This is a genomic window from Bradyrhizobium sp. SZCCHNS3016, assembly GCF_032484535.1.
Classification (GTDB): domain Bacteria; phylum Pseudomonadota; class Alphaproteobacteria; order Rhizobiales; family Xanthobacteraceae; genus Bradyrhizobium.
In genome coordinates this window covers 97,601-122,415 of sequence record NZ_JAUETE010000013.1, presented here as the reverse complement: position 1 = coordinate 122,415, position 24,815 = coordinate 97,601, and the positions used below count along the sequence as shown (strand labels likewise).

Below are 24,815 nucleotides of genomic sequence, written 5' to 3'. Positions count from 1 at the left end.
CGCAACTCTCCGCGGGGCCCGAGGGCCCCGCTTCCGATTCAGGATGGCCCGCCCGCCGCGACGTACGCGCGCCATCCTTTGGCGCGCAGCTCGCAGGCGGGACAGTGACCGCAGCCGTGACCCCAGTCATGCCGCGCGCCGCGCTCGCCGAGATAGCAGGTGTGCGATTGGTCGCGGATCAGGTCGACGAGGCCGGCGCCGCCGAGGTCATGCGCCAGCTGCCAGGTCGCGGCCTTCGACAGCCACATCAGCGGCGTGTGCAGTTCGAACGCGCGCGCCATGCCCAGGCTCAGCGCATTCTGCAGCGCCTTGATGGTCTCGTCGCGGCAGTCCGGATAGCCCGAATAGTCCGTCTCGCACATGCCGCCGACGATATGGCGGATGCCGCGGCGATAGGCGAGCGCCGCCGCAAAGGTCAGGAACACCAGGTTGCGGCCCGGCACGAAGGTGTTGGGCAGGCCGTCGGCGCCCATCTCGATCGCGACGTCGCGCGTCAGCGCGGTCTCGGAGATCGCAGCCAGCGTTGGAATTTCCAACGTGTGGCTGTCACCGAGCTTGGCTGCCCAGTCGGGGCGCAGGCGCGCGATGCCCTCGACCAGCCGGTCGCGACAGGCGAGCTCGATCGCATGGCGCTGGCCGTAGGCGAATCCGATCGTCTCGACGCGCGCGAAGCGGTCGAGCGCCCAGGCCAGGCACGTCGTGGAATCCTGCCCGCCCGAGAACAGCACCAGGGCCGTCGTGTCCTGCTCACTCATGGCCCCCGCTTAGCACCATCGACGGGTCGGGCCAACCCGCCGGGCGCATCCCGTGCAGTCGCCCTTTTCGCTGGGAGCCGCGCGCGGCTTGGGGCATACAGGACCCGATCGAACGATGCTGTCAGGACCTGCCCATGATCCCCTCCCGCGACATCTCACGCCTGATCGAGATCATGGCGGCGCTGCGCACGCCGGTCACCGGCTGCCCGTGGGATATCGAGCAGACGTTCCGGACCATCGCGCCCTACACCATCGAGGAAGCCTATGAGGTGGCGGACGCGATCACGCGCGACGACCTCGACGATCTGCGCGAGGAGCTCGGCGATCTCCTGCTGCAGGTGGTCTATCACGCCCGCATCGCCGAAGAACAAGGCGCGTTTGCGTTCGGCGACGTCGTCGAGGGCATCACGAAGAAGATGATCCGCCGCCATCCGCATGTGTTCCCGGACAAGGACGGCAACGTCACCCAGCCCACCAAAGGCACTTGGGACCGCATCAAGGCCGAGGAGAAGGCCGAGCGCGCCGCGCGGCGGCCGCCCGAGGCGCAGACGAACAAGTCCTCTCTGCTATCAGGCATCAAGGCCGGACAGCCGGCGCTGGTCCGCGCCATGGAGCTGCAGCGCAAGGCCGCGACCGTCGGCTTCGATTGGAACGATCCGCGCGCGGTGTTGCAGAAGATCCGCGAGGAGGCCGACGAGATCGAGGCCGCGCTCGACAACAAGGATGCGACCGAGCTGACCGAAGAGACCGGCGATCTCCTGTTCGCGCTGGTCAATCTTGCCCGCCACGCCGAGGTTGATCCGGAGACCGCATTGCGCGGCACCAACGCCAAGTTCGAGCGCCGTTTCGCGCACATCGAGCAGGCGTTGACGGCGAAGGGCCGCACACTCGAAGAAGCGTCGCTCGACGAGATGGACGAATTGTGGAACGAGGCGAAGCGACTGGAGAAGTAGCGTTCCCGGCTCCGAGGTCGTGATCAGCCGCCCTTGCGCGACAGCTCGGCCCTTGCGATCTCGACGAAGCGCTGGGCGGCCGGCGACAATCCAAAGTCGGCGCGGCTCAGCAGCGAGACGTGCCGATGAATCGTCGGCTGCGATAGCGGGATCGCGGCCAAGGTCGGAAATTGTGCCTTGGGCAGCATGTGCGCGGGCAGGATGCTGATGCCGGCGCCCTCCGCCGTGAGCGCCAGCGCGGTCGTGATCAGCGACACTTCCCAGGCAGGCTTCAGCGACCGCCCGGTCTCCGCCAGCGCCTCGTCGATCTGGCGGCGGATGCGCGTGCCGTGACGCATCGTGATCAGGTCGGAGCTCATGATGCCGTCCCACGTCAGACGGCGGTGCTTCTCGAACCGCCCGTCCTTGATGCCGATCGCCGAGAGCGGACTTTGCATCAGCGTCTCGATCCTGACCTCCGGTACGCCCTCGTCCTCCACGCTGCCGAGGCCGAACTCCGCATGCCCGGCCATCACGATCGCGAGCAGTTCGTCGGGCGCGACATCACGCAGATCGATGCGCACCTCGGGATGGCGCGATCGAAACGTCGCAAACACGCGTGGAAGCAGCGCCGACGCGACGCCCGCTGAGACCGCGATGGAAATTCGGCCGGCCTTGATCTCGGCAAGGTCGCGCATCCGCTGCGACAGCCCCTGCGTCCCCGCCAGGATGCGTTCCGCCGCGGTGATCGCCTCGCGGCAGGCCGCCGTCGGGTGCAGCGCCCGCGTCGTGCGATCGAACAGCTTGAGCTGAAAGTTCTCCTCGATCTGCCGGATCAGCAGGCTGATCGCCGACTGCGTGACGCGCAGCTCGGCGGCCGCCTTGGTGATGCTGCCGAGCCGATACACCAGGACCAGGGCCTCCAATTGCCGCAAGGTCGGGGGCATTAGCTTTCCTCATGAATGAATGAGAATTTTGTGGCTAATCGAAAGAGTCTGATCATGCAACATATTTGCAAACAGCCGGCGGCTGCGGTGAAGCGGCCAGGCAACAACAAGCACATGGGGAGGGACATTTGACGCAAGCGATCAATCTCACGCGCTACGTCGACGAGCGGCCGCTGTCGGGATTCCAGATCAGGGTGATCTGCCTGTGCGCGCTGGTCGTCGGGCTCGACGGCTTCGATGCCCAGGCGCTCGGCTTCGTCGCCCCTGCCCTCAGCAAGGACCTGCATCTGGCGCCGGGCGCGTTGGGGCCCGTGTTTGGCGCGTCCCTGTTCGGCGTGATGATCGGCTCGCTGGTGTTCGGCGCCCTGGCCGACTATCTCGGGCGCAAATGGCTCGTCGTCGCCGGGGTTCTCGTGTTCGCGCTTGGATCGCTGGCGACCACCCAGGCCACGAGCGTATCCGACCTCGTCATCATTCGGTTCCTCACCGGCCTGGGGCTCGGCGGCGTTCTGCCCAACACGATCGCGCTGACCGGCGAATATTCGCCGCAGCGTCGCAGGACCCTGTTGATCATGCTGATGTTCATGACGGTGTCGCTGGGATCGGCGATCGGCGGAGCGGTCGCGGCCAAGCTCATCACCACCTATGGCTGGCAGATCATCTTTCTCATCGGCGGCATTCTGCCGCTCATCCTCTGTCCGGTCCTGATTATCTGGCTACCGGAATCGCTCTCGCTGCTGGCCCTCGACGACAACAAGAATGATCGCGTGCGCGCGCTGCTGACGCGGATCGATCCGTCGGGCCGCCTCCCCGCCGACGCGCGGTTTACGATCATCGAGGAGAGCGGCAAGGGCTTTCTGCTGCCACAGCTGTTCACCAAGCGGCGTCTGCTGCCGACCTTGCTGCTGTGGGTCATGTTCTTCATGAACATGATGGACATCTATTTCCTCAACAGCTGGCTGCCGACGCTCACACATGGTGTCGGGCTTGACGTCCAGGCGGCGATCGCCGTCGGCATCGCCTTCCAGCTCGGCGGCATGCTCGGCACCGTCGGGCTCGGCCTGCTGATCGAAAAGTTCGGCTTCGATCGCGTCCTGTTCGCGACCTACGTTGCCGGCTTCCTCTCGATCATCACCATCGGTATCGCGGGAGCCTCGTTGCCGATTCTCGTGCCGGCCGTCTTCATTGCCGGCGTCGCGGTGATCGGCGGACAGATCGGCTGCAACGCCTACGCGGCGCGCATCTATCCGACCTACATCCGCGGCACCGGCATCGGCTGGGCACTGGGCATCGGCCGCTTCGGCTCGATCCTCGGCGTCACGATCGGCGGGTTGATGCTCGCGGCGAAATGGGACGTGTCCTCGCTGTTTCAGGCCAGCGCGGTGCCGCAACTGTTCTCGGCACTGGTGATCCTGGGCCTTGCCGTCCTCGGCATGCGCGGCAGTCTTCCGACCGCCGACGGCACGCAGCGGGATGCGCTTTCGACAGCCGAGCGTGCCTAGGTTCAGAGCAGAAGAGAACTGACATGAAGACGATTCAAACCCAGGTGCTCATCGTGGGCGCCGGCCCGGTCGGACTGACCGCCGCCATGGATCTTGCCTCGCGCGGCATCGACGTCGTGGTCGCGGAGATCAGGCGCGCCGGAGAGCCGCCCAACGTGAAGTGCAACCACGTCTCCGCGCGCTCGATGGAGGTGTTCCGCCGCCTTGGCATCGTCCAACAAGTGCGCGAAGGCGGCCTGCCGGCCGACTTTCCCAACGACTGCGCCTACCGCACCGCGGTCGTCGGCCGCGAGCTGACGCGCATCCCGATTCCGTCCCGCCAGGACCGCTATACGGCGACCGGCGGACCCGACACCGATTGGCCGACGCCCGAGCCGCCCCATCGCATCAACCAGATCTATCTCGAGCCCATCCTGTTCGCTTGCGCCGAGGCGCAACGCGGCATCACGATTCTCAACCGCGTCGAGGTCGATCGGTTCGACCAGGATGAAAACGGCGTGATCGCGCGGGCACGCGATCTCGACGCCGATCGGGACATCACCATTTCGGCCGATTATCTGATTGGCTGCGACGGCGGCCGCTCTGCGGTGCGCAAGCTGATCGGCGCGCGGCTCAGCGGCACCGATGTCGTGCAGCGGGTGCAGTCGACCTACATCCATGCCCCTGCGCTGAAGGACCTGATCACCCAGAAGCCGGCCTGGATGACGATGTCGCTCAACCCGCGGCGCTGCGGCACCACCGTCTCCATCGACGGCCGCGACAACTGGCTGATCCACAACCACCTCGCGGCCGAGGAAGTCGAATTCGACAGTGTCGATCGCGATTGGGCGTTGCGCACCATTCTCGGTGTCGACGACCGTTTCGAGTACGAGGTCATCAGCAAGGAGGACTGGATCGGACGCCGCCTGGTGGCGGATCGCTTTCGCGATCGCCGTGCCTTCATCTGTGGCGATGCGGCGCATCTGTGGATTCCCTATGCGGGCTACGGCATGAATGCCGGGATCGCCGATGCGGTCGACCTGTGCTGGATGCTCGCCGGCGTGCTGCACGGCTGGGCTGCCCCTGCCCTGCTGGACGCCTATGAGGCGGAGCGGCAGCCGATCACCGAGCAGGTGTCGCACTTCGCGATGAACCATGCGCTCGCCGTGATGAGCCAGCGACGCAGCGTGCCTGCCGAAGTCGAAATGGACGGCCCCGTGGGCGATGAGGCGCGCCGCAAGGTGGGACAGGCCGCCTACGACCTCAACGTGCAGCAATATTGCTGCGCCGGCCTGAACTTCGGCTACTACTACGACCGGTCACCGGCCATTTCGTACGATGGCGAGACGCCGCCGCCCTACGGCATGGGCCATTTCACCGCGTCTACCGTGCCAGGCGCACGCGCCCCGCACGTGTGGCTCGCCGATGGCCGCTCGCTGCTCGACGCGCTCGGCCCAGCCTATACGCTGGTCCGGTTCGATCCAACCATCAATGCCGAGGCGCTGGTCGAGGCCGCAGCCCGCCAGGGCGTTCCCTTGACGCTCGTCGACGTCGACCGGGCCAAGGCCGGCTACGACTTCGCTGACAGCCTGCTCGTGGTGCGACCGGATTCGCACATCGCCTGGCGCGGCGCGGCCGCACCTCAGGAGCCCGACGACCTGTTGGACCGCCTCCGCGGCCTCACAACCCAGCCTGAGGCCGTGCGCCGTGACAATGCCGTCGTCGCCTGATCCTCGCCACCGCGCCATGACACGCCACACCTCCGCGCACTACTTCCTCGAGGCGCTCGTCGAGATCGGCATCGATTACATCTTCGCCAATCTCGGCACCGATCATGTCTCGCTGATCGAGGAGATTGCACGCTGGGACAGCGAAGGTCGACGGCACCCCGAGGTGATCCTGTGTCCCCACGAGGTGGTCGCGGTGCACATGGCAATGGGCTATGCGAGCGCGACCGGCCGCGGCCAGGCCGTGTTCGTCCATGTCGATGCCGGCACGGCGAACGCGTGCATGGCGATTCAGAACGCCTTTCGCTACCGGCTGCCGGTGCTGCTGTTTGCAGGGCGGGCTCCGTTCGCGCTGCATGGCGAGCTGCCGGGAGGACGTGACACCTACGTCCACTTCGTGCAGGAGAGTTTCGATCAGGGCAGCATCGTGCGTCCTTATGTCAAATGGGAATACACGCTGCCGTCGGGCGTCGTCGTCAAGGAGGCGGTGGCCCGTGCTGCCGCGTTCATGCACAGCGATCCGCCCGGCCCGGTCTACATGATGCTGCCGCGCGAGACCCTCGCTGAGACCTGGGACGAGGCGGCGATGCCGGCCTGCCCGCCCGCGCGCCATGGCAGCGTCAAGGCGGGAGGGATCGAGCCGGAGCGCGCGCGTGCCATCGCGGACGCGCTGATGAAGGCGGAGAATCCGATCGCGCTCACCGCTTATCTCGGACGCAGCGCCGAGGCCGTCTCTGTGCTGGAGCGGCTGGCGCTGGTCTGCGGAATCCGTGTCGCGGAGTTCAACCCCGTCACGATGAACATCTGCCAGGACTCCCCTTGCTTTGCCGGCTCCGACCCGGCCGCGCTGGTCGCCGGCGCCGATCTCGGGCTGCTCATCGACATCGACGTGCCATTCATTCCGCAGATGCTGAAGGCCGCCGATCGGCTGCGCTGGATCCAGATCGATATCGACGCCCTGAAGGCGGACATCCCGATGTGGGGATTTGCCACCGACCTCCGTATTCAGGGCGATTCGGCCGTCATTCTTCGTCAGGTGCTGGAGATCATCGTTGCCCGTGGCGACGACGCCTATCTCACGAGAGTGCGCGACCGGATCGCGAGCTGGCAGCCGGCACGCGAGGCCGCGCAGGCGAAACGGATATCTGCAGCTGCACAGAAGGGCCGGATCGGAGCGATCAACCCGGCCTATTTGTTTGCGCGGTTGCAGGCGCTGCTGTCGGAGGACGACATCGTCCTCAACGAGGCGGTCCGCAACGCGCCAATCCTGCAACAGCAGCTTCGCCGCACCAAGCCGATGACCTATGTGGGCCTGGCCGGCGGCGGCCTCGGCTTCAGCGGCGGCATGGCGCTCGGACTCAAGCTAGCCAATCCGTCACGCCGCGTCGTACAGGTCGTCGGCGACGGCGCCTACCATTTCGCTGCGCCGGATTCCGTCTACGCCGTAGCGCAGCAGTATCAGCTGCCAATCCTGACCGTGATCCTCGACAACAACGGATGGCAGGCGGTGAAGGCATCGGTGCAGCGCGTCTATCCGGACGGCGCCGCACAGCGCACGGACTCCTTCCTCTCTAGGCTCAGCACCGGGCGCCAGGGCGAGCAGCGTCGTCTCGCCGACATCGCCTGCGCATTCGGCGCCCATGGCGAGCGGGTCGACGATCCCGACAAGCTCGATGCGGCGATCGAGCGCTGCCTCGCCGCTCTCGACGGCGGGCGCGCCGCCGTGCTGCACGCCGACATCACGCCCTTGTAGCCCGATGGATAGGCGCAGCGATGCATGACATCCTGCACGAGAGGCAAACGACGTCGCGCGCGGCTCACGCCACGCGGGGCACGCCGTGATAGCGCTCGACCACGATGTCGCGCTTGGTGGCATCGACGCGCACGGTCATGTCGTAGTGGCCCTCGTGCAGCTCCTTGGCCAGCACTTCGGCGTTGCGATGCAGCCAGGAGATGCCGGCGCCGTCGGCCGCATCGATGGTGAGATCGAGCGTCGTCCGCGCCGCCGCGAGCCGGTCCTCGATCGTCTGCAGGAGCGCCTCGACGCCCTCCCCGGTCTGGGCCGAGACCAGCAGGCACGGGCGCTCCGGTGGCCGCCGTGCGGCGATGTTGGCGAGGTTCTCGCGGGCCGCCTCGTCGAGGCGATCGATCTTGTTCCAGACCTCGATGATGGTGTCGGTGGCCTCGGGATCGATGCCGAGCTGGCTGAGCACCAGCTCGACATCGTGCTGCTGCGCCTCGGCATCCTCGTGCGACATGTCGCGGACGTGCAGGATCACGTCGGCCTCCAGCACCTCCTCGAGCGTGGCGCGGAAGGCGGCGACGAGCTGCGTCGGCAGGTTGGAGATGAAGCCCACGGTGTCCGACAGCATCGCCTTGCCGCCATGTGGCAGCGTGATCGCGCGCAAGGTCGGATCGAGCGTCGCGAACAGCATGTCGGCGGCCTGGACGTCGGCGCGCGTCAGGCGATTGAACAGCGTCGACTTGCCGGCATTGGTGTAGCCGACCAGCGCCACGACGCGATACGGCACGCGTTGGCGGCCGGCGCGATGCAGCCGCCGCGTCGCCTGGACCTTCTTCAGCTCGTTCTCGAGCCGCGTGATGCGGTCGCCGATCAGCCGGCGGTCGGCCTCGATCTGGGTCTCGCCGGGACCGCCCATGAAGCCGAAACCGCCGCGCTGGCGCTCGAGATGGGTCCAGGACCGCACCAGACGGCTGCGCTGATAGTTGAGATGCGCGAGCTCGACCTGCAGCGCACCCTCCTTCGTCTTGGCGCGGCGGCCGAAGATCTCCAGGATCAAGCCAGTGCGGTCGAGCACCTTGGTGTTCCAGGCCTTCTCGAGGTTTCGCTGCTGGATCGGCGAGAGCGCGCAATCCATCACCACCAGCTCGACGCCATGGCCGGCGATCACGCCGGCAATCTCTTCGACCTTGCCCTTGCCGAGATAGGTCGCGGGGCGGATCTGCCCGATCGGCGTGAGAATGGCCTCGGCCACGGTCAGGTCGATGGCCCGCGCGAGGCCCGCCGCCTCGTCGATCCGCGCCTCGAAATCACGCATGTCGGATTGGCCTGCTTGCGCGCCATCGTCGCCGCGGCGCGCTCGCAAGTAGGGGCCGACCACGATGACGAGCCCGGTCCCCTTATTGTCATCCGGCCTCGACAGGCCGATGGTCCCTTCGCGATCGCGGGGTTCCAATCAGGTCACTCTCACGTCAGGTCACACTCACGCAGACGCGTCCTCGCCGCCTTCGAACAACTGGATCGGCGCGCCCGGCATGATGGTGGAGATCGCATGCTTGTACACGAGCTGCGAGTGACCGTCGCGCCGGAGCAGCAGGCAGAAATTGTCGAACCATGTGACAATCCCCTGCAGCTTCACGCCATTGACCAGGAAGATCGTGAGCGGCGTCTTGGTTTTGCGGACATGGTTTAGAAAGGTGTCTTGTAGGTTTTGTGCGCGGTCAGCCGCCATTGTTATTGTCTCGCAGTCTTGTGCTTTTTCTTATTGGACCTTCGATGACCCGATCGCAGGCCCCGGATTCATCGAGGTGGCCCATGGTCCATTGAGATCCCCCTCGAGGGACCACGGGATGCCGGATTAGAAGACAGGCGAGCATATTAGGCAAGCCGCTTGCAAGGAAGCCGGTTCCAAAACAACCGGATTCATCCGTAAAATTCCGGAAATGGACGAATTTTCCAATGTAAATTCGTCCAGTCGGCAAGTTTGGCCGAGCTGAAGCCTCAGCCGACGCCGAGCGCCTTCAGCTTGCGATGCAGGGCCGACCGCTCCATGCCCACGAACTCGGCCGTGCGCGAGATGTTGCCCGAGAAGCGGCTGATCTGGGCGATCAGATAGTCGCGCTCGAACACCTCGCGTGCCTCGCGCAGCGGCAGGCCCATGATGTGCTCGCCATTGTTGCTGGTCGGCATCGCCGGCACCATCGATCCCACATCCGGCGGCAGCATGTCGGCGGTGATGATCACCTCCGGTCCACCGGCAGCCAGAATCATGACACGCTCGACGTTGTTGCGAAGCTGACGGACGTTGCCGGGCCACACATGCGACTGCAGCACGGCCATGGCGTCCTGGCCGATCTGGCGCTTTGGCAGGCCGGTCGTGGCCGAAATCTGCTCCATGAAATAGTCGATCAGCTCGGGAATGTCCTCGCGGCGCTCCGACAGCGGCGGAACCCGGATCGGCACCACCGACAGACGGTGATAGAGGTCCTCGCGGAAACGCCCGGCGGCAATCTCCTCCTCGAGATTCCGTGCGGTCGAGGAGATGATGCGCACGTCGACGTGCACCTTGGTGGTCCCGCCCGCGCGCTGGAACGTCTGATCGACCAGCACGCGCAAGATCTTGTTCTGCGTCTCGCGCGGCATGTCGGCGATCTCGTCGACAAACAGCGTGCCGCCATGGGCCTCCTCGAGCGCGCCGGTCTTGCGCGACTGCTCGCCGTTCGACTGCTCGATGCCGAACAGCTCCTCCTCCATCCGCTCCGGCGTGATCGCGGCGGCGTTGATGACGACGAACGGGCCTTCGGAGCGTGGCGACTGAGCGTGCAGCGAACGCGCGGCAAGCTCCTTGCCCGAGCCCGGCGGGCCGACGATCAGGATGCGGCTATTGGCCTTGGCGGCGCGCTCGATGGTCTGGCGCAACTGGTTCATCGATGGCGAGCGGCCGGTCATGCTGCTCGCGGTCGGCGCCAGCTGCTTGAGCTCACGAACCTCGCGTTTCAGCCGGGAATTCTCGAGCGCACGCGTGGCAACCAGAATCAGGCGGTCAGACTTGAACGGCTTCTCGATGAAGTCATAGGCGCCGCGCTTGATCGCGGCGACCGCCGTTTCGATGTTGCCGTGGCCGGAGATCATCACGACCGGAAGGTCGGGATGGTCCTTCTTGATCTGCTCAAGGAGCTGCAGACCGTCGAGCTTGGAGCCCTGCAGCCAGATGTCCAGGAACACCAGGTTGGGACGGCGGCTCGTGATCTCCGCGAGCGCCGAATCGCTGTCGCGCGCGGTTCGCGTCGTGAAGCCTTCGTCATCCAGGATGCCGGCGACCAGCTCCCGGATATCGGCTTCATCGTCGACAATCAGAATATCACTCGCCATGGGTCACGCCTGTCTCGTCAGCTGCCGGTTGCGGCTTGGATTTTTGGTTCATCATTGGTCGTTTTAACTGTGTCAGCGGTTTCGCCGCCGGCCTCGGTCTTCTGCGCATTGTCAGACGCCCCCGCCTGCTCCTTCGCGCCCGTCTTCGCGGCCTGGCCGGAGACGGCAAAGCGCAGTCGCATCCAGGCGCCGCGCTGGCCGGGACGGAAATCGGACGCGTCCTTCAGCTCGAGCTTGCCGCCATGGTCTTCCAGCACGCGGCCGACGATGGCGAGCCCGAGGCCGGTGCCCTTGGCGCGCGTCGTGACATAGGGCTCGAGCAGCCGCTGCCGCGCCACCTTCGGCAGACCGATGCCGTTGTCGATGACGTCGATCAGCACGTCCTCACCCTCGCGCGAGGCGACGACATCGATCCGGCCCTTGCCGAGCTCCGCCTCGGGCACCACCTCGATCGCCTCGGTGGCGTTCTTGATGATGTTGGTCAGCGCCTGCGAGATCAGGCGGCGGTCGAACTGCGCGCGCAACGGGTCCTGCTTGATCTCGGTCTCGATGTCGATCTCGGGATGCGCGACCTTCATCAGGAACACGGCCTGCCGCACGGTGTCGGCGACGTCCTCGCCTTCCATCACCGGCTTCGGCATCCGCGCGAATCGCGAGAACTCGTCGACCATTCGCCTGATGTCGTCGACCTGCCGCACGATCGTCTCGGTACATTGCTCAAATACCGCCTTGTCCTCGGTGATGACCTTGCCGAATTTGCGGCGGATGCGCTCAGCCGAGAGTTGAATCGGCGTCAGCGGATTCTTGATCTCGTGCGCGATGCGGCGCGCGACGTCGCCCCAGGCGGACGTGCGCTGCGCCGAGACCAGCTCGGTGATGTCGTCCAGCGTGATGATGTAGCTGTCGCGCGCCTGGTTGGTCTGCTCGGCGGTGACGCGAACCGACAGATTGCGCTCGTGGCCGTCGCGCTGGATCGTGATCTGCCCCTGCACCAGCCGCTGCTTGCCCTCGCGCGCGGTCTTCATCATGTCGTCGAGTTCGGGCAGCACGTCGGAGAGCGGGTGATCGAGCACCTCCTGCTCGGCATGCCCGATCAGCTTCTCGGCCGAGCGGTTGAGGATGCCGACGCTGCCAGAGGCATCGACGCCGATGATGCCGGCGGAGGCCGACGACAGCACCGCCTCGATGAAACGGCGCCGGCTGTCGATCAATTCGCTGGCGCTGACCAGTTCGTCGCGCTGGGTGCGCAGCTCCTGGGTCATCTTGTTGAAGGTCTGGCCGAGCTGGGCGAGATCGCCCTCCGAGCGATGCACCGGGACCTGGACGTTAAGATCGCCGGTCGACACGGTGTTGGCGGCATTCATCAATTGCCGGATCGGCGCCACCAGCCAGTTGGCGAAGTTCAGCCCGATCAGCACCGAGGCCATCAGGATGGTCAGCGCGATCACCGCGAACATCAGCGCGAAGGCGATCTGGATGCCGAAGCGCCGCGCCTCGACCTGGGCGTATTCGGCGACCGACAGCTCGGTCTGCTTGAGCTGCTCGACGACCTGCGGATCGAGCGGACGCGCGACGTAGAGGAAGGTGTCGTTGAACGCGCGCAGCCGGATCACCGCGGCGACGTAGTTCGACTCCGGCAGGACCGCGATCTCGGGCTCCTCCTCCCGGACATTGTTGAGGAACTCGGGCGCCGGCGGCGAATAGGCCAGTTGCACCCCGCCGGTCTCGGCCCAGACGATCGGATTGGTGTTCTTGTCGATGATCATCGCGCCCGGCAGGTTGCGCGACGCGGCGCTGGTGGTGAGCAGCTCGCGGAAGCTGGCGCGGTCCTGGTCGAACAGCGGCCTGGCGCGTGCGATGTCGGTCGCCATGCCGATGATGTCACCGCGGATGAATTGCGCGTGCTCCTGCATGTAGGCGCGCGCGATGGTCAGCGAGTTCTGGATCGCGACCTTGGCCGGTCCGGAGAACAGCCGGTCGAGGCCGCGATCGATGGTGACGTTGGCCGCCACGGCGACCAGCACTGCCGGCAATACCGCGATCACCGAGAACAGGCTGACGATCTGCACGTGCAGCCGTGCCGCCGCCCGGCCGCGCCGGCGGGCCTGCACCACCTGCCAGACCTCGCGGATGATGATCCCCACCAGGACCAGGATCGTTCCAGCGTCGATCAGGTAGAAGGTCTTGACCACGTCGGTCGTGGGCTCGACCGGGGTCAGCCCGACCAGCACGATGAAGGTCAGGAAGGCCGACAGCAGCGCCAGCGCCACCGCCACCGGCGCCAGCCAGGTGCGCCAGGTCCAGCGCCGGCCCTCGGTGGACGACGAATCGAAGGGGGTGGCCGATGTCTCTGCGCTGGTCATTCCGGCAAGGTGGGTGATGCTGAACGCGGCATGTCCGGGAATCGGACTGATGCATTCCTACCACGCTGTTGCCAAATTGCGACAAATCCGCGGCACCGGAGCGCGTCGCGGATTTGTCTACATTAATTCTCACCTGAGGCGGGCCTGAGCTCGCCGTAAAGGTATCAAATCACCATCAAGCGCCGCTGCGGTACACCTGAATGTCGAGGTCGCGAATCTTCTTGCGCAGCGTGTTGCGGTTGAGGCCGAGCAGATCGGCCGCGCGGATCTGGTTGCCGCGCGTCGCCGCCAGCGCTGCCGTCAGCAGCGGAATCTCGATCTCCTTGAGGATGCGGTGGTACAGCCCCGGCGGCGGCACGCCGTTGGGAAACCCCTGGAAGTGCGACGACAGATAGGCCTCCACGGCGCCACCGAGATTGTCGATCGAGGTCGGCGTGTTCGAGCCGGTGGTCACCGCCGGCGGCGCCAGCTCGCCATCGATGACTGACGCGGTGATGACGTCCTGCGGATACAGCGCGGCCAAACGCCGGGCGAGATTCTCCAGTTCGCGGACATTGCCCGGCCAGCGGTGCTGCTTGAGCCGCTCCAGCGCCGCGGCATCGAGCTTCTTCGGCGGCAGGCCGTCCTTCTCGGCCAGCGCGAAGAAGTGGCGGACGAGGTCCGGCAGGTCCTCGATGCGCTCGCGCAGCGGCGGCAGCCGCAGCGGCACGACGTTGAGGCGGAAGAACAGATCCTCGCGGAACAGCCCCTGCTGGATCAGGATGCGCAGGTCCTTGTTGGAGGCGGCGACGATGCGCACGTCGGTCTTGATCGGGGTGCGGCCGCCGACGGTGGTGTACTCGCCCTGCTGCAGCACGCGTAAGAGCCGCGTCTGCGCCTCCATCGGCATGTCGCCGATCTCGTCCAGGAACAGCGTGCCGCCCTCGGCCTGCTCGAAACGGCCGGAGGCGCGGGTGTTAGCGCCAGTGAAGGCGCCTCGCTCATGGCCGAACAGTTCCGACTCGATCAGGTCGCGCGGGATCGCCGCCATGTTGACCGCGACGAACGGCCCGTTGCGGCGCTTGCCGTAATCGTGCAGCGCGCGCGCCACCAGCTCCTTGCCGGTGCCGCTCTCGCCCGAGATCATCACCGTGAGATCGGTCTGCATCAGCCGCGCCAGCACGCGGTAGATGTCCTGCATCGCCGGCGAGCGGCCGACCAGCGGAATCGATTCGAACTCGCCGTCGTCGGGCTGGCTCGCCGCGCGCTCCTTCGGCTCGGCCAAGGCACGGCCGACGATCGCAATCAGCTCCTTCAGGTCGAACGGCTTCGGCAGATACTCATAGGCGCCGCGCTCCGACGCCTTGATGGCGGTCATGAAGGTGTTCTGCGCGCTCATGACGATGACCGGCAGGTTCGGCCGCATCTTCTTGATCCGCGGCAGCAGGTCGAACGCGTTCTCGTCCGGCATCACCACGTCGGTGATGACGAGATCGCCCTCGCCCTGGCTCACCCAGCGCCACAGCGTGGCGGCGTTGCCGGTCAGCCGCACCTCATAGCCGGCGCGTGACAGCGCCTGGTTCAGGACCGTGCGGATGGCCGTATCGTCGTCGGCAACGAGAATGCTACCTGCAGGCATAGGTGGTCCTCAATTTGATCCCTGTGAGGCATGCAACGGCGTCCCCGAAACGTCATCGCGATTGCTTTGGTCTGGTTGTCTGGTTGCGCTGTACATCGGCATCAGCACCCGGAAGGTCGTCTTGCGCGGCTGCGACTCGCACTCGATGATCCCGCCATGGTCGCCGACGATCTTCGCGACCAATGCAAGTCCGAGGCCGCTTCCGGTCGGCTTGGTGGTCACGAACGGATCGAACAGATTGGGCATCAGGTCTTCCGGCACGCCGGGGCCGTTGTCCCTGACGCAGAACTCCAGCGGCAGCGACACCCGCGATTTCTTGCCGGGCACCGACAGCCGCACGCCCGGGCGGAAGGCCGTGGTGAGCTGGATCTCGGCATCCGAGCCGAGATCGACGACCGCTTCCGCGGCATTCTTGACCAGGTTCAGGAACACCTGGATCAGTTGATCCTGGTTGGCGAGCACCGGCGGCAGCGACGGATCGTAATCCTCGACGAAGCGGATGTTGCGGGCAAAGCCCGACTGCGCCAGCCGCTTCACATGATCGAGCACGGAATGGATGTTCACGGGCCCGCGCGCCACCGGGCGGTCGTCGCCGAACACCTCCATGCGGTCGACCAAAGTGACGATGCGGTCGGCCTCGTCGCAGATCAGCCGGGTCAGCATGCGGTCCTCGGAGGAGGCCTGCTGCTCCAAAAGCTGCGCGGCGCCACGGATGCCCGACAGCGGGTTCTTGATCTCGTGCGCCAGCATCGCGGCCAGCGCGATCACCGAGCGCGCAGCGCTGCGATGCGTGAGCTGGCGGTCCATCTTGTCGGCGATGGTGCGCTCCTGCAGCATCACCACGATATGGCCGGGCCGCTCCGGCAGCGGCGCGACGTGCAGGTCGACGAGCCGATCGGCGCCGGTGCGCGGCGTGCCCAGATCGACCTTGTACTCGTTGACCGGCGCGCTGGTGGTGCGGACCTGGTCGATCAGCGCCAGCAAGGGGCTGCCGAACGGCACCAGCTTCTTCAGCGACTGCCGCTGCAAAAACTGCGTCGAGGAATCGAAGAAGGATTCCGCCGCCATGTTGGCGTCCACGATCATGCCATCCGGGCCGATGACGAGGACCGGATTCGGCAAAGCGTTGAGGATGGCGTCGCCATCCGACGGAAGTCGCTTGCGCTGTTCTGCGGCTGAGCTCATGCGGCTGCACTCCAGGCAAAATCGTCGAAAGCCTCACGCAGCGCCCGATGCACCAAAGGCGGCTGCTCGGACGTCAGGATACGGTCGCGCCACGCCTTCAGTTTGTCAGCCGGCGCTTGGGCGTGCTGGGCGGCGACGTCGAGCCCCCAACTGAGATGCTTGCGGGCGTGGCGCAGGCCGACACGCGCGCCATAGTGGCGGCAGATCTCGTCATGGAGCGCTGTGAGAAGACTGAGCTGCTGAGCCAGTTCGGGCGCGCCCTCTTCCGCACCGCCGTCGAGCCGGCGGCCGATCTGGCCGGGAAGCCACGGCTGTCCTTGCGCGCCGCGCCCGATCATCACGGCATCGGCGCCGGAGGCGTCGAGCGCCTCGCGCGCGTCTTCGTAGGTGGTGATGTCGCCGTTGACGACGACCGGCAGATCGACGGCGTCCTTCACCGCGCGCACCGCGCTCCAGTCGGCCTCGCCCTTGTAGAACTGCTGCCGCGTACGGCCATGCACGGTGATCAACTGCACGCCCGCGGCCTGCGCGCGGCGCGCCAGCTCCGGGGCATTCAGGCTGCGCTCGTCCCAGCCGAGCCGCATCTTCAGGGTCACGGGCACGTCGACGGCCTCGACCGTCGCCTCGATCAGGGTCAGCGCATGATCGAGATCGCGCATCAGGGCCGAGCCGGACTGGCCGCCGGTCACGTGCCGCGCCGGGCAGCCCATGTTGATGTCGATGATATCAGCTCCGCCCTCCTCGGCGATCCGCGCGCCCTCGGCCATCCAATGCGCCTCGCAGCCGGCGAGCTGCACGACATGCGGTCCGATGCCGCTCGCCTCGCAGCGCAACCGCGATATCCACCGCCCGCGCACGAGATCGTCGCTCGCGGTCATCTCGGACACCACCAGCCCGGCGCCGAGCTCGGCCGCGAGTCGCCGGAGCGGCGCGTCGGTGATGCCCGACATCGGCGCGAGAATGGCCCGGTTGGCGAGTGAAACGTCGCCTATCTTCAAGGCTTTGGCTTGTGTATTGGCCAGACCGGTCACGAACGACTCTTAAAGCTCTCTGGACGCATCATCGCGTCTGCGCTGCACTCTCAAGCACAAATCTTGGGCAGTCAAGCGTCATGCCTACACTTTAGCCAAGACAATCAGCATTTCAAGTGCAGTGCAGCAAAATATGCTTGTTCGGCAGTCATGGTAAACCCGCGAGCCGCCGGATTTTTGCATGGCTCAGCGAGGATGCCCACAGGCGGCGGGCGATCGGCCCGCTCGAGGCCACGGCGCCTCCCGGCACATGCATCGCGATCGCAGTTGCCGCTCAGGCAACGTGTGATCCTGCTCGCTTAACATGTTCTGCAGATGTAAGAAGCCGCGAACCCATCATCTCCCTTTGCATCGATACCCTGTTCCCATGACGACTTCTCAGCGGACTGCAGCCATTCTCGTCGCGGCCGGACGTGGCCTGCGCGCCGGCGCCGGCGGTCCGAAGCAATACCGCATGATCGGCGGCCGCACGGTCATCCATCGCGCGCTCGCCGCCTTCGCCGATCACCCCGAGGTGGCGGTGGTCCAGCCGGTGGTGAACCCCGACGACATCGACATCTTCAACGCAGCCGTCTTCGGCCTGCGCCACGAGGTCCCAGCGCATGGCGGTGCGACGCGCCAGGCCTCGGTGCTCGCGGGCCTGGAAGCGCTGGCGCCGCACAAGCCCGACATCGTGCTGATCCACGATGCCGCGCGTCCGTTCGTCACGCCCGCCGTGATCTCGCGCGCGATTCGAGCGGCCGGCAAGACCGGTGCGGCGATTCCCGTGGTGCCGGTCACCGACACCATCAAGGAAGTCGGCACGGGCGGCGACATCACCGCGACACCGGAGCGCGCGAAGCTGCGCATCGCCCAGACGCCGCAGACCTTCAAGTTCGACACGATCCTGGAGGCACACCGCCGCGCCGCGCGCGACGGCCTCACCGAGTTCACAGATGATGCGGCAATCGCCGAATGGGCGGGATTGACCGTCGCGACCTTTGAGGGCGATGTTGCCAATATGAAGCTCACCACACCGGAAGATTTCGTGCGCGAGGAAGCGCGCCTTGCCGCGCAGCTCGGTGACATCCGGACCGGCACCGGCTACGACGTCCACGCCTTCGGCGAAGGCGACCATGTCTGGCTGTGCGGCCTGCGTGTGCCGCATAGCAAGGGGTTCCTTGCCCACTCCGACGGTGACGTCGGTCTGCACGCTCTGGTTGATGCAATTTTGGGCGCCCTGGCCGATGGCGACATTGGCTCGCACTTCCCGCCCTCCGACATGAAATGGAAAGGCGCCGCCTCCGACCAGTTTTTGAAATACGCCATCGAGCGCGTGACCGCGCGCGGCGGCCGCGTCGCCAATCTCGAGGTCACGATGATCTGCGAGCGCCCGAAGATCGGCCCCCTGCGCGACCAGATGCGCGCCCGCATCGCCGAGATCACCGGCGTCGACATCTCGCGCATCGCGGTAAAGGCCACCACCAGCGAGCGGCTCGGCTTCACCGGCCGCGAGGAAGGCATCGCAGCGACGGCGAGCGCGACGATCCGTCTGCCGTGGAGTGCCTAGAGGCGCACCACCCTGTCACCGCTCATGGAGCTTTCGATCTGACGGTCGGATGAGGACAACGCAGCCATGGCCAGCGAACGTCAAATCGGCTCTACCAGCGCGCTGGCCCGCTCGCTGCTCGACCTCTGCCGGTCGCGCAAGCTGATGATCGCGACCGCCGAGTCCTGCACCGGCGGCCTGGTCGCAGCGGCGCTGACCGACATCCCCGGCTCCTCTGATGTCATCGACCGCGGCTTCGTCACCTATTCCAACGAGGCCAAGCGCGCCATGCTCGGCGTCGAGGCTTCGACGCTGCAGACCTTCGGCGCCGTCTCCAAGGAGACCGCGATCCAGATGGCGGTCGGCGCCCTGGAACGCGCCGATGTCGATCTCGCGGTGGCCATCACCGGCATCGCCGGCCCCGGCGGCGCCACCCCCGGCAAGCCGGTCGGCCTGGTCTATTTCGCCGTCGCCGCCCGCGACGGCCGCATCACCCACCGCGAGCACCGCTTCGGCGCCATCGGCCGCAGCACCGTGCGCACGCGCTCCGTTATCGAGGCCCTGCGCCTGCTGATGGAGCTGGCCCGGCCACAGGTCCCCGCTAAGCCGAAACGCGCGGCGGCGACGCGACTGCGTCCGCGCGTGGCACGGACGCCGCGCCTGCATCCGGTGAAGCGGCCACGCCGGCCGCGGACGTAGTTGGAAGTGACGCGCGCGGCTCTCGCCGCATCGTCATCGCGAGCGCAGCGACGCGATCCAGTATTCTGACTGGCTGAGATTCCGAGTTGCTTCGGCACAGGGCGGAGATTTCCTCGAAGTGGCGCAGCCGTTCAGTTGCATGTCATTGCAGATCGCGCGGAAAAAGTTCCCGACGTGCCGCCCCCAAGCACCGCTTCTCGTCGCCATACTAGAGCTCTGCCGACGCAGAAAATCCAAAGACATCCACAGGAATACTTCCAGGAGTAAAAATGACGACAAAGCCAATATTAGTCCTTTCGATTACATGAGGCTCCGCTCCTGCAGGCAAACCAATGAACGTCAGGCTAGGCGCAATTCGCATAGGAACAGCAAACGTTACTCTGAACGTATTTGGAGCAGCCTTTATTACCAACGCTTGACCACCAGGGCCAGGAACGGTCCTTATCTCGCCGAGAAGCGCTTTCATCTCGTTGAGCACGTGTTCCGCGCTCGCGAGTCGTTCTGCTTGTTCGACCCTGCCCCGAAGACCTTCTATTGTCGCTATACCCGCGAGCAACTGATCGTACTGTTTAAGAAGCTGAGCAAGAACACCCTGGTTTTGTCCGGCGTCTGACAGGGCCTTTTAATAGCGCCGGAGTGTGTCCAGAGGAGGTTTGAGGCTACTTATCTCGTTGCTAATTCCATCAGCTCGCCGTTCAATTCGATCAGACTGACGCTCGTTTTGCAAACGAGCTGAAAGATTATCGTAGCCAAGATAGGTACCTACCATCCCGCCGACGAAGGGGCCAACTACAAGCAGTACAAATAGCAACGGGTAGGCCCTAATCACCTCGATCATGAAGAATGCTCCTGAATTAGTTCTAGTCTGATGGCTGTCGTGTATGGTCTCCCTCAACTATAGCGGTATACGCCATTTCTATCCCGTCTTGAGGAGATCGTCTTGCTGCATCGGACCTCCGCCACTCTCGCCCTCACCCTGTCGCTCCTCACCTCTTCCGCTCAAGCTGCCGGCCTAACACTCCTTGAGACCGATTCCGGATTCCACGGCATCATCTGGACGCCTTGCGCCACAGACGCCGGTAGGGTGCCGGTTGGAAGCCTCGCGATCCCAGGGCTGGAGACACTGCCCGGGGTAAAGAATTGTCCAATCAAGGGCACGAAGCTGCCATTGGTCGTCATGTCCCACGGTCGCGGCGGCTGGATCGGTGGAAACCACGATGTTGCGGAAGCGCTGGCGGACGCGGGATTCATCGTCGCGGCGATCAACCATCCCGGCGACAGTGTCGGTGACCTGGCGCAGCGCGACAGCCTGTCGGTCTGGCTCTCACGGCCGCAGGACATCATGCATCTGATCGATTTCATGTTGAACGATTGGACAAGCAGAGCCGCGATTGATCCGGACCGGATCGGCTTCTTCGGCTTTTCGCGCGGTGGCTACACCGGAACCGTTCTCGCCGGCGTCGACCCGGACTTTCAACGGGTGGCGCACTACTGCACGCAACAGAACCCGTTCTGCGAGCAGGTCCGCAATGGCGAGTTTCCCAGAAGCTGGCCGCACGACGAGAGGATCAAGGCGGCCGTGCTGGCCGACGCCGCCCACACGGTCGGATTCACGCGAGCAAATCTCGCGAGCATCAAGATTCCCCTCCAAGTCTGGCGCTCGGAGCTCGGCGGCAACGGGGTCGATCCGGAAGGGACCGCCCGCGTAACCGCGAGCCTTCCCGGCACGCCCGAGGTCCACACCGTGTCCGCCGCGCATTTTGCTTTCCTCGCGCCGTGCTCCGCGGAGCTCGCGGCCGCCGTCCCGCGCATCTGTGCCGATAAACCGGCGGATTTCGACCGCGCGGCGTTCCACCGAGAGTTTGACGCCGAGGTCGTCAGGTTCTTCTCCGAGAAGCTGGGCAAGTAGGATCCGTGGCAGAACCTGCGTTCCGCCGCGTCGCTCTCATGCGCGCCAGAACGGACGCCGGCACAGCCGCCGCGCCTTGTCGCGTGTCAGGCCGTAGTCCTGCAGCACCTCGTCGGCGATCCACGGCAACTCCCGGGCGAAGCGACCGCGCTCGCGCCAGCGCTTCCACCAGAGCCGCAGCAATGACACTGGCTGCAGCTCGGCGCAGCTTTGATCAGGCGCCGGTCGCGCCAAGTAGTAGATCTCGGCGCCGGGCTTGGGCGAGATGGGATGGCTCGCCGAGGGACCACGGCGCCGCTCGTCGAGCTCCTGGAAACGCAGCACATGATGGAGCGGAGTTCGCTCCTCGATGGCGCTGCCCCTCGGATCGTCGGTCGTGCTCGGCATGGCGGGCTCCCCTTCAAATGAAGAACCTGCCGGCAACAAAAAAACCGCCAGGTTCTGGCGGCTGTTCGGATCAAATGCTGCAATTCGTCAGATTGAGCGCGATCCTCCCGCCGCCAGCGAGCTACGGTGCGTGATGCGACCAAAACGATGAGTGGCGACGGTGATCATGGCCGGCTCTATAGCTGATCGCCCTGAGGTTGTCATCATCGAATCCGGTGCGAGGCGGGCAAGCGCCTTGCCCGATCTGGTTAGGACGGAAAGGCGCCGACGGTCCGCGCGAGTTGCCGCGCCAACGATCCAGGCAGGGCCTGATCGAAGATGCTGCTCAGCGTGCGATAGTACCAGATCGTCCCATCCCTTCCGCCGGTGAAGCGTTGCCACACGACGTCGCCGACCTCATCAAGGTCGCTCGCGATCGCCTCCGCGTTGTCGACCTTGTCAGCGAGCGAGACCAGCAGCGATGTCGCCGGCTTGAGCGGCAGCTTGGCGAGATAGGCTTCCTTCCGCGGGCGCCAGGCCGGCTTCGGATCGACCCAGGAATCCGTGCAGTCCGCGACAATCCCGGCGACGCCATCGCCAAAACGCCGGTGGATCTCATCCAGCGTGGCCTGCCCGCCCTGGTCCTCGGCGGCGTCATGCAACAGTCCCGCGATAGCCTGCACCTCGCTGCCGCCCGCCGACAGCACGCGGCTGGAGACGCTCAGCAGATGCGCGATGTAGGGCACGTTGCTGCCCTTTCTCAATTGGGTCCGGTGCAGCCTTGTCGCATAGACGAGCGCTTCGTCGTAGAGATGGGAGAGTGTCATTGCTTGCTTTCTTCTCTGGCTGACGCAGGGGCAGACCGATGGTTCGTCATTGGGGACTATCGGCATTGTTCCAATCATTGGGCACCACGTCGAGCATCATCCTAGCCGACCCGACGGGCGAATCAGCTGGCGTGCGGAATAGCGGAGAGCCCGCCTCCGGTTCCTTGCTGCGATCGAAGCCCATCGCGAGGGCGTGCGCCGAGACACTGATTTCCTCAATCCGTTCAATGTCCGACTCACTGTCCAGTCCTGCCGACGAAAATATTCTCGTTTCTATTTTCCAGAATTCATGCTTCCCTCCCCTCATCCCGCCTCGACACGAGGGGCGTATCGCGATCGTCACGACACGCGAGGTGGGGAGGCGATGGCCGCCGACGGGCCGCAGCGCGTCTTGGACGTGCGGACGAACGGCTCTTGGCGGACGTGAAGTCGCAGCGTCCTGACACCCCGAAGCTGGTGTCACGCCGGTGGAGATGATGATCCGCCGGTCACGGGGGCAAAACAGCCGGTCCCCGGGGAGACTGCGTATAAACGTGAGGACCATCGCGCAGGGAATGCCGGATGTCGGCTGGACCTGTGGTGACTGCCGCCTGCTTTTTTTGTTGCAGGCGGGCCATGGGTTGCGGCCAGCACCCGGCATTCCCTGCGCCCTCGTGATTTCAGAGGGTCGATCGAGATGCACAGCCCGGGCGTGATTGCGCCGCGGAGGATGCGGCTGCGTGCCCGCTGGATGCCGTCCCTCACCGTCCGGACCGCGATCGCCGACGATTATCGCTCGCCCCTCCACGGCCTAAAGGTTTTGGTTAATTTTGTCCTGCTACGTCTCGTGCGTTCTTCTCTGACAGTGGATTCGGGACCCCATGGCTTTCTTCTCCGGCAAGTCGGCTGATCGCACGCATAATCTCTTGATGACGGAGCTGTTCGAACGCCATCGCGACGCCATCCTGGTGATGTCCGAAGGCAAGATCATCGCCTGCAACGAGACCGCGGTCCGCTTCGGCGGCTTCCGAAGCAAGCAGGACCTGCTGTCGCGTTCGCCGGCGACCATGGCGCCGGAGTTTCAGCCCAGTGGCAAGCGCTCCGCCGACGTGGTGAAGGAGATGGACGCCAAGGCAAGGCGCGAGGGCCACGCGACGTTCGAGTGGACCACCAAGCGCGCCGACGGCAGCCCGGCGCTGGTCCAGATCACGCTGGTGCCGACCCAGGTCGAGGGCCAGACCTACGTCATAAGCTTCCGCCGCGATCTTTCCGACCTCATCGCCGCACGCGAGGAGAAGAAGCGCGCGCTCGACCGGATCGCCAAGGATTTCGAGACCAGCGTCGGCGCCATCGCCAACGCGATCTCCGGCGCCTCGCGCGAAGTCGAGACGACGGCCGCGTCGCTGACGACCACGGCGGATCAGGCCGCGCAGCGCGTGGCGCTGGTCGCGTCGGCGTCCAACTCCGCATCGTCCAACGTGCAGTCGGTGGCCGGCGCCACCGAGGAGCTCTCGACCTCGGTCAGCGAGATCAACCGCCAGGTCGCGACCTCCTCAACCATCGCAGCCGAGGCGGTCGAGGCGTCCTCGCGCACCAACGACCTCGTCAACAGCCTGGCGGATGCCGCCGCCAAGATCGGCGCCGTCACCGACATGATCAATGCGATCGCCAGCCAGACCAACCTGCTGGCGCTGAACGCGACCATCGAGGCGGCGCGCGCCGGCGATGCCGGTCGCGGCTTCGCCGTCGTCGCCTCGGAGGTGAAGAGCCTGTCGAGCCAGACCGCAAAGGCGACCGACGAGATATCAGCCCACATCAGCGCGATGCAGCGCGCCACCAGCGACACGGTGGCCGCGATCCAGGGCATCGGCGGCACCATCGGCCAGATCAGCGAGATCGCCAAGACCATTGCGACCGCGGTCGACCAGCAGGGCCACGCGACGCAGGAGATCGCCCGCTCGGTCAGCCAGGCCGCCAGCGGCACCCGCGAGGTCGCCACCAACATCGGCTCGGTCAGCCAGACCGTGGAATCAGCTGGCGGCGCCGCGCGGCAGATGCTGGGCGCGGCCGGCCAGCTCGCCAAGCACGCGGACGAACTGCGCGGCAAGGTGAAGGACTTTTTGAGCGCCGTGCAGGCGGCGTAGTTTCGATCGCGGCTCGACGTGTCCGCGATCAGAACGACTCCGCGACGATGTCGCGGAGCAGCTGTTTGAAGACGTGGATAGGAAGGAAAGCGCTCGGGCTTCGCACTCGGAACGCGCGGGGTGAGATGACGAGGAGCGTCCTCACCCTTCGCTGTCGTCCCGGGCAAGCCAGAGCGGCCCGCAGCGTCGCGGAGGCGCCGACCCGGGACCC

Annotated in this window: 19 protein-coding genes; 8 read left to right on the top strand and 11 right to left on the bottom strand. The window is 65.7% G+C overall.

Going from position 1 to position 24,815, the window contains the following annotated elements:
• Window positions 1–38: 38 nt before the first annotated feature.
• Window positions 39–755, bottom strand: coding sequence for a 7-cyano-7-deazaguanine synthase QueC (gene queC, locus QW881_RS23720; protein ID WP_315757501.1), 717 nt, complete (start codon window positions 753–755; stop codon window positions 39–41).
• A 134-nt stretch (window positions 756–889) separates the two neighbouring features.
• On the opposite strand from queC, the gene mazG reads away from it, so the two are divergent.
• Complete coding sequence (gene mazG / locus QW881_RS23715; RefSeq protein WP_315757502.1) at window positions 890–1,708, top strand: nucleoside triphosphate pyrophosphohydrolase; 819 nt, start codon at window positions 890–892, stop codon at window positions 1,706–1,708.
• Window positions 1,709–1,731: 23 nt separating this feature from the next.
• On the opposite strand, the gene QW881_RS23710 is transcribed toward mazG, so the two are convergent.
• The gene (locus QW881_RS23710; protein WP_315738006.1) at window positions 1,732–2,634 is read right to left on the bottom strand and encodes a LysR family transcriptional regulator; all 903 of its coding nucleotides are present in this window, start codon (window positions 2,632–2,634) and stop codon (window positions 1,732–1,734) included.
• A 128-nt stretch (window positions 2,635–2,762) separates the two neighbouring features.
• Here QW881_RS23710 and QW881_RS23705 point away from each other — a divergent pair, with 128 nt between their 5' ends.
• From QW881_RS23705 to QW881_RS23695, 3 genes are read left to right on the top strand one after another with little or no spacing between them, the layout of a single operon-like run.
• Entirely contained in the window at window positions 2,763–4,136 is a 1,374-nt protein-coding gene (locus QW881_RS23705; RefSeq protein ID WP_315757503.1) for an MFS transporter, read from the top strand.
• Window positions 4,137–4,159: 23 nt separating this feature from the next.
• Window positions 4,160–5,845 carry an FAD-dependent oxidoreductase gene (locus QW881_RS23700; protein ID WP_315757504.1) on the top strand — a complete coding sequence of 562 codons (1,686 nt, stop codon included), beginning with the start codon at window positions 4,160–4,162 and terminating at the stop codon, window positions 5,843–5,845.
• 16 nt (window positions 5,846–5,861) lie between these two features.
• Window positions 5,862–7,595 carry a thiamine pyrophosphate-requiring protein gene (locus QW881_RS23695; protein WP_315757505.1) on the top strand — a complete coding sequence of 578 codons (1,734 nt, stop codon included), beginning with the start codon at window positions 5,862–5,864 and terminating at the stop codon, window positions 7,593–7,595.
• 64 nt (window positions 7,596–7,659) lie between these two features.
• Here QW881_RS23695 and hflX read toward each other — a convergent pair whose 3' ends face one another.
• The 7 genes from hflX to dusB form a co-directional block, all read right to left on the bottom strand.
• Window positions 7,660–9,039, bottom strand: coding sequence for a GTPase HflX (gene hflX / locus QW881_RS23690; RefSeq protein WP_315757506.1), 1,380 nt, complete (start codon window positions 9,037–9,039; stop codon window positions 7,660–7,662).
• A 27-nt stretch (window positions 9,040–9,066) separates the two neighbouring features.
• Complete coding sequence (gene hfq / locus QW881_RS23685; protein ID WP_006613906.1) at window positions 9,067–9,315, bottom strand: RNA chaperone Hfq; 249 nt, start codon at window positions 9,313–9,315, stop codon at window positions 9,067–9,069.
• Between the two features lie 269 nt (window positions 9,316–9,584).
• Entirely contained in the window at window positions 9,585–10,955 is a 1,371-nt protein-coding gene (locus QW881_RS23680) for a sigma-54 dependent transcriptional regulator (protein ID WP_315738011.1), read from the bottom strand.
• Between the two features lie 17 nt (window positions 10,956–10,972).
• The gene (locus QW881_RS23675) at window positions 10,973–13,318 is read right to left on the bottom strand and encodes a PAS domain-containing sensor histidine kinase (protein ID WP_315757507.1); all 2,346 of its coding nucleotides are present in this window, start codon (window positions 13,316–13,318) and stop codon (window positions 10,973–10,975) included.
• A 175-nt stretch (window positions 13,319–13,493) separates the two neighbouring features.
• Window positions 13,494–14,936, bottom strand: coding sequence for a nitrogen regulation protein NR(I) (gene ntrC / locus QW881_RS23670; RefSeq protein WP_315711890.1), 1,443 nt, complete (start codon window positions 14,934–14,936; stop codon window positions 13,494–13,496).
• Between the two features lie 9 nt (window positions 14,937–14,945).
• On the bottom strand, window positions 14,946–16,121 hold the full coding sequence (locus QW881_RS23665) for a nitrogen regulation protein NR(II) (protein WP_315757508.1): 1,176 nt from the start codon (window positions 16,119–16,121) through the stop codon (window positions 14,946–14,948).
• Window positions 16,118–17,071, bottom strand: coding sequence for a tRNA dihydrouridine synthase DusB (dusB, locus tag QW881_RS23660; protein ID WP_315757551.1), 954 nt, complete (start codon window positions 17,069–17,071; stop codon window positions 16,118–16,120). The genes QW881_RS23665 and dusB overlap by 4 nt, the downstream gene beginning before the upstream one ends.
• Window positions 17,072–17,519: 448 nt before the next feature.
• Here dusB and QW881_RS23655 point away from each other — a divergent pair, with 448 nt between their 5' ends.
• The 3 genes from QW881_RS23655 (at window position 17,520) to QW881_RS23645 (ending at window position 21,288) form a co-directional block, all read left to right on the top strand.
• Window positions 17,520–18,701, top strand: a complete 1,182-nt coding sequence (locus QW881_RS23655) for a bifunctional 2-C-methyl-D-erythritol 4-phosphate cytidylyltransferase/2-C-methyl-D-erythritol 2,4-cyclodiphosphate synthase (RefSeq protein ID WP_315738014.1) — start codon at window positions 17,520–17,522, stop codon at window positions 18,699–18,701.
• A gap of 66 nt (window positions 18,702–18,767) precedes the next feature.
• Window positions 18,768–19,379 (top strand): CinA family protein, encoded by a 612-nt coding sequence (locus tag QW881_RS23650; RefSeq protein ID WP_315757509.1) that lies wholly within the window; start codon window positions 18,768–18,770, stop codon window positions 19,377–19,379.
• A gap of 940 nt (window positions 19,380–20,319) precedes the next feature.
• On the top strand, window positions 20,320–21,288 hold the full coding sequence (locus QW881_RS23645; RefSeq protein ID WP_315757510.1) for an alpha/beta hydrolase family protein: 969 nt from the start codon (window positions 20,320–20,322) through the stop codon (window positions 21,286–21,288).
• A gap of 36 nt (window positions 21,289–21,324) precedes the next feature.
• On the opposite strand, the gene QW881_RS23640 is transcribed toward QW881_RS23645, so the two are convergent.
• Together QW881_RS23640 and QW881_RS23635 are read right to left on the bottom strand one after the other, a co-directional pair.
• Window positions 21,325–21,675 (bottom strand): DUF1127 domain-containing protein, encoded by a 351-nt coding sequence (locus tag QW881_RS23640; RefSeq protein ID WP_315757511.1) that lies wholly within the window; start codon window positions 21,673–21,675, stop codon window positions 21,325–21,327.
• A 248-nt stretch (window positions 21,676–21,923) separates the two neighbouring features.
• Window positions 21,924–22,481, bottom strand: a complete 558-nt coding sequence (locus QW881_RS23635) for an HD domain-containing protein (protein ID WP_315757512.1) — start codon at window positions 22,479–22,481, stop codon at window positions 21,924–21,926.
• An 860-nt stretch (window positions 22,482–23,341) separates the two neighbouring features.
• Here QW881_RS23635 and QW881_RS23630 point away from each other — a divergent pair.
• Window positions 23,342–24,604, top strand: a complete 1,263-nt coding sequence (locus tag QW881_RS23630) for a methyl-accepting chemotaxis protein (RefSeq protein WP_315757513.1) — start codon at window positions 23,342–23,344, stop codon at window positions 24,602–24,604.
• Window positions 24,605–24,815 lie beyond the last annotated feature (211 nt).

Bases quoted from the DNA above. Each gene is read 5' to 3' on its own strand.
- QW881_RS23695 (WP_315757505.1), top strand. From the start codon at position 5,862: ATGACACGCCACACCTCCGCGCACTACTTCCTCGAGGCGCTCGTCGAG.
- QW881_RS23635 (WP_315757512.1), bottom strand. From the start codon at position 22,481: ATGACACTCTCCCATCTCTACGACGAAGCGCTCGTCTATGCGACAAGG.
- QW881_RS23710 (WP_315738006.1), bottom strand. From the start codon at position 2,634: ATGCCCCCGACCTTGCGGCAATTGGAGGCCCTGGTCCTGGTGTATCGG.
- mazG (WP_315757502.1), top strand. From the start codon at position 890: ATGATCCCCTCCCGCGACATCTCACGCCTGATCGAGATCATGGCGGCG.
- hfq (WP_006613906.1), bottom strand. From the start codon at position 9,315: ATGGCGGCTGACCGCGCACAAAACCTACAAGACACCTTTCTAAACCAT.
- ntrC (WP_315711890.1), bottom strand. From the start codon at position 14,936: ATGCCTGCAGGTAGCATTCTCGTTGCCGACGACGATACGGCCATCCGC.
- QW881_RS23640 (WP_315757511.1), bottom strand. From the start codon at position 21,675: ATGCCGAGCACGACCGACGATCCGAGGGGCAGCGCCATCGAGGAGCGA.
- dusB (WP_315757551.1), bottom strand. From the start codon at position 17,071: ATGTCGGGCATCACCGACGCGCCGCTCCGGCGACTCGCGGCCGAGCTC.
- QW881_RS23700 (WP_315757504.1), top strand. From the start codon at position 4,160: ATGAAGACGATTCAAACCCAGGTGCTCATCGTGGGCGCCGGCCCGGTC.
- QW881_RS23650 (WP_315757509.1), top strand. From the start codon at position 18,768: ATGGCCAGCGAACGTCAAATCGGCTCTACCAGCGCGCTGGCCCGCTCG.
- QW881_RS23655 (WP_315738014.1), top strand. From the start codon at position 17,520: ATGACGACTTCTCAGCGGACTGCAGCCATTCTCGTCGCGGCCGGACGT.
- QW881_RS23665 (WP_315757508.1), bottom strand. From the start codon at position 16,121: ATGAGCTCAGCCGCAGAACAGCGCAAGCGACTTCCGTCGGATGGCGAC.
- queC (WP_315757501.1), bottom strand. From the start codon at position 755: ATGAGTGAGCAGGACACGACGGCCCTGGTGCTGTTCTCGGGCGGGCAG.
- QW881_RS23680 (WP_315738011.1), bottom strand. From the start codon at position 10,955: ATGGCGAGTGATATTCTGATTGTCGACGATGAAGCCGATATCCGGGAG.
- QW881_RS23630 (WP_315757513.1), top strand. From the start codon at position 23,342: ATGGCTTTCTTCTCCGGCAAGTCGGCTGATCGCACGCATAATCTCTTG.
- QW881_RS23675 (WP_315757507.1), bottom strand. From the start codon at position 13,318: ATGACCAGCGCAGAGACATCGGCCACCCCCTTCGATTCGTCGTCCACC.